This is a genomic window from Coleofasciculus sp. G3-WIS-01 (assembly GCF_040223135.1).
In the GTDB taxonomy this organism is placed as follows: domain Bacteria; phylum Cyanobacteriota; class Cyanobacteriia; order Cyanobacteriales; family Coleofasciculaceae; genus Coleofasciculus.
In genome coordinates, this window is sequence record NZ_JAVJZI010000122.1 from 1 (window position 1) to 3452 (window position 3452).

3 protein-coding genes are annotated in these 3452 nt (G+C 43.0%); 2 read left to right on the top strand and 1 reads right to left on the bottom strand.

Annotation, left to right across the window (positions count from 1 at the left end; translation table 11 throughout):
• Positions 1–370: 370 nt before the first annotated feature.
• Positions 371–664: a hypothetical protein gene (locus RIM23_RS12185; protein WP_446367408.1), complete on the bottom strand. Its 294-nt coding sequence runs from the start codon at positions 662–664 to the stop codon at positions 371–373.
• A 279-nt stretch (positions 665–943) separates the two neighbouring features.
• On the opposite strand from RIM23_RS12185, the gene RIM23_RS12190 reads away from it, so the two are divergent.
• Both RIM23_RS12190 and RIM23_RS12195 read left to right on the top strand, forming a co-directional pair.
• A complete protein-coding gene (locus RIM23_RS12190; RefSeq protein WP_446367410.1) occupies positions 944–2047 on the top strand; it encodes a sensor histidine kinase in 1104 nt (367 codons plus the stop codon).
• Positions 2048–2213: 166 nt separating this feature from the next.
• On the top strand, positions 2214–3371 hold the full coding sequence (locus RIM23_RS12195) for an RNA-guided endonuclease InsQ/TnpB family protein (RefSeq protein WP_446367412.1): 1158 nt from the start codon (positions 2214–2216) through the stop codon (positions 3369–3371).
• Positions 3372–3452: the final 81 nt, after the last annotated feature.

Consider the following 3452-nt stretch of genomic DNA (forward strand, 5'->3'; position numbering starts at 1 on the left):
TCTTCAGCATCTTGGATATTTTCTGCTATAACTCCCGGCAGGTTTAGGAGCTTAGTCATTTCTCTTTTTATCCTTGCCATTTTTATCTTATTATTTTAAGGTTTATTTTAATAGTTTAGCACACTAAGTACGGAAGACCCACAATTGCCACTAATATTGCTAAGATTATGGCAATTTGGAAAAAGCATTGTAACATAAATCAGTAGGTGGGTAGAGTAAAGTTTAACGGCGGTGATCGTTATACTCGCTTCCGAAAAGAAGCAAGCTACGTTATTTATCGGGTGCATGTCATGGAAAGCACGTTATGTTCACGGTAATGGTGGCGTTGGGTTTCGTTCCTCAACCCAACCTACTTGCGTTAACATGCTCCCTATTTATCATTTGTCCTTTGTAAGGGACGAATCCAGTCCGACGGGAATAGGGCATCACTGTTGTCATTTAGGACTTCGTAAATAGAGGCGATCGCGTCGGAAAAAGCGACCAAGAGAAAGTCCTGTCCGTAATTCATTGCTGCTTCAATTGTGGAGGCAATTCCATGGGTGAGTCTCACCGTATTCATGAGTAGGCATTCTTTGGGTATTGGTAAAACCGAAAAATTCATACCGAATTGGCGGCTATACCATTGAATTTGATGGTGAATCAGGTGGATTGACAATGTAAACATGGTTTTGCCTCGATAGCTGTTCTGGGAATGGTGAGCGAGTTTTCAATAATTTAATTATTAACGCTGAGGAGAAAATGCACATCATCCATCGAGTATAAATTTATTTGTTTTTTCAATAATGGCTTAAATTTATCGGATTATATGCGAATTTATATTTGATGAATATCTAGGTCTAATTAAAGATATATACTTGGAGATATAGTTGGTAGCTGAACGCTAAGTTTAGGCTAGATTAGGAGTAATCTATAGGCTTGGATAAAATAAACAAAGCGAATTATAATGTTGCGCCGATTACTGGCTCTAAAACCGAAATTTTTCCCTCAAAACCAGTACCACAAAACCTGTTGGCTGATAGCTGGGACGTTTGCTGTGGTGATTGCCTTGGAGTATGCCACACCCTCAGACTACGTGTTTGGCTACCTGTACACCGGACCAATTTTGCTGGCGAACCCCCGCTTAAATCGTTCAGCAACCCTGCAAGTCACGCTGATAGCCTCTGTGCTAACGCTTTTAAATCTGGTGGTTCCCACTGTAGAATTAACCAATCCAGCAACAGTCGCCAATCGATTCATTGCGGTGATGGCATTAGTCGCGACAGGTTGGTTAAGCGATCGCAACCGCCGCTATGAAGAAGCGATCGCGCGACACAAAGCCCAGTTGCAAGCCCAAACCCAACTCGCCAGTATTCGCGAAGATTTTGTGTCTACCCTCACCCATGACCTGAAAACCCCCCTCTTGGGAGCGATTGAAACAATAAAATTGTTTCAGGGTGGTCAATTTGGCACGATAACGCCGCCTCAAGAAAAAGTGCTGAGGATGATGGATCGCTCTCATCATGCCTCATTACAACTCATCCAGACGCTGCTGGATGTTTATCGTAATGATGCCGAGGGGCTAAAACTCCAACGCCAACCTGTAAATTTAGTCGCGTTAGCAGAGGAAGTAATTGCCACCTTCACCGATTTAGCCGCCAGCCGTCGGGTACATATCCTCTTGAATCATAGTGAATCGGACTTTCGCCGTTCTTTATGGGTGAATGGGGATGCTTTACAATTGCAGCGAGTGTTTGCCAATTTACTCGTTAATGCCATCAACCATTCCCCCCGTGGCGGCAAAGTCGAAGTGAGACTAGCATCCCCTGGAGAGTATCAGATTGTCAGGATGCTTGATAGTGGACAAGGCATTACAGAGGAAGAATTACCTCACCTATTCGAGCGATTTTATCAAGGACACACCAATCGCCAAGCCACAGGTTCGGGACTAGGACTATACCTGACGAGGCAGATTATTGAAGCCCATGGCGGTACAATTTGGGCAGAGAACCGAAAACCGAAAGGAGCGCTGTTTGGGTTTCAACTGCCTGCTTATGTTAAAGACGAATGACGAATAATACCAAACCCGGGTTAGCTACCCCGGTTATAACCCAGTCCGCGCAGGCGGACTTTGTTTGTATAGCAGCGATTTCAATCGCCTCTTACAGGCTAGCAACTTCAGTTGCTAGTCTCATCTAAATTATGCTATAATTCTACCATAAGTTTGACGCGGTAAAATGATTGTTTACGAAGGCAAGTTAAAAGGTAAAAAACATCAGTACGAACGGCTAGACGAAGCTATTCGTACAGGTGTATTTATCCGTAACGCTTGCCTTCGCTATTGGGAAGATGGTCATGCAAAAAACCGCAACGACTTATCCAAGTATTGTACGATTCTTGGTAAGAGTAAAGAGTGGACATGGGCTGGAAAACTAAACTCTCAAGCCCGACAAGCAATGTCAGAGCGTGCTTGGGCGGCTATCTCAAGATTCTTTGATAACTGCAAAAAGCAAGTCAAAGGAAAGAAGGGATATCCTAAGTACAAAAAGAATCGCGCTAACCATGGTTCGGTAGAGTATAAAACTTCTGGCTGGAAACTTTCAGAAACTCGTGATTCAATCACATTCACTGATGGATTTCAAGCTGGAGAATTCAAGCTCTACGGTACTCGTGACTTAAACTACTATCAACTCGAACAGATTAAGCGAGTTAGGGTAGTACGTCGCGCTGATGGATATTATGCTCAGTTCTGTATTGATCATGACAGGACACAGAAGAAAATACCAACGGGAAATACTGTAGGATTAGATGTTGGTTTAAACCATTTATATACTGACTCAAGAGGTGTAAAAGTTGATAATCCAAGGTTTCTTAGAAAATCAGAAAAACAACTGAAGAGACTCCAAAAGAGAGTATCTAAGAAGTTTAGAAAGGGTAAACCACAGTCTAACAACTACAAAAAAGCTAAGCAGAAGTTAGCTAAGAAACACTTGAAAGTGACTAGGCAACGTAAAGACTTTGCAGTAAAGACTGCATTGTGCGTAATCCAGTCTAACGACTTGGTAGCTTATGTAGACGCGCCAGCGGCTTGCCGAAGGCTAGACTTGCAAGTGCGGAATATGGTTAAGAATCATCACCTAGCGAAATCGATTAGCGATGCCGCTTGGTCTGAATTTAGACGCTGGCTTGAGTATTTTGGAAAAGTGTTTGGTGTAGCAACAGTTGCCGTCAAGCCTCACTACACTTCACAAAACTGTTCCAATTGCGGTTGTATAGTTAAAAAATCATTATCAACACGAACACATAAGTGTCTGTGCGGGTTTGTTTTAGACCGTGAGTGCGATTCGTTCAGTCTAAACCTGGCAACAGGGGGACGACTGGCATCTGTTGAGTAACCATAAGGGTTGAGAAAGCACTTTAATCCTCAGCAGATGACAACTTAATAGTCATGTAGGTGAGGGGAAGTATCCTAGAAC